The sequence below is a fragment of the Deltaproteobacteria bacterium genome (assembly GCA_005879795.1).
Classification (GTDB): Bacteria; Desulfobacterota; Binatia; order DP-6; family DP-6; genus DP-6.
Map to the genome: position 1 here is coordinate 1 of VBKJ01000105.1, position 874 is coordinate 874.

The 874-nt window shown below is 69.9% G+C and carries 1 protein-coding gene; it reads right to left on the reverse strand.

What is annotated here, in order from left to right; all coding sequences use genetic code 11:
- On the reverse strand, window positions 1–874 hold an 874-nt coding region (locus E6J59_05590; GenBank protein TMB21552.1), incomplete at both ends, for a sodium/proton-translocating pyrophosphatase.

Consider the following 874-nt stretch of genomic DNA (forward strand, 5'->3'; position numbering starts at 1 on the left):
AGCACGGCCGCGATGTAGTAGCCGCGGTTGAGCGCGCTCATGGGATCCTCGTCCTCGTCGGTGCGCACCGCCATCACACCGACGATCGAGGCGATGAGTCCGAAGGCGCGCGCTACGAGCGGGAAGAGCATGACGCCGAGCAGTCCGTTCGCGAAGTGGACGTCCGTCCTGGCCGCCGCCGTGGCCAGCCCCGCGCCGAGGATCATGGCGCCGATGTTCTCTGCCGCCGTCGACTCGAAGAGGTCGGCGCCGCGGCCGGCGCAGTCGCCGACGTTGTCACCCACCAGGTCGGCGATCACCGCCGGGTTGCGCGGGTCGTCCTCGGGGATGCCGGCCTCGACCTTGCCCACCAGGTCGGCGCCCACGTCGGCGGCCTTGGTGTAGATGCCGCCGCCGAGCTGCGCGAAGAGCGCCACCAGGCTGGCGCCGAAGCCGTAGCCGACGATGAGCAGGGGGATCTTCTCCTCCGCCACCCCGAAGGCGCGCAGCAGGACGAAGAGCCCGCCCACGCCGAGCAGGCTCATGGCGACCACGAAGAGGCCCGACACGGCGCCGCCGCGGAGCGCGAGCTGAAGCGCGCGGTTGAGACTCGTGCGTACCGCGGAAGCCGTACGCAGATTGGCGCGGATCGAGACGAACATCCCGACGTAGCTCGCCACGCCCGAGCACAGCGCGCCGAAGCAGAAAGCGAGCGTGGTGGCGACCGCCATGTTGAAGGAGCTCGTCGGGTCGTGCGACGTCACCGGCCGCACGAAGGTGTAGAGCAGGAAAATGATCGCCGCGACGCCGAGCCCGATCACCAAGATGGTGGCGTTCTGCCGGCGGAGGAACGCCTCCGCGCCCTCCTTGATGGCGCCCGCGATCTCCTGCATCT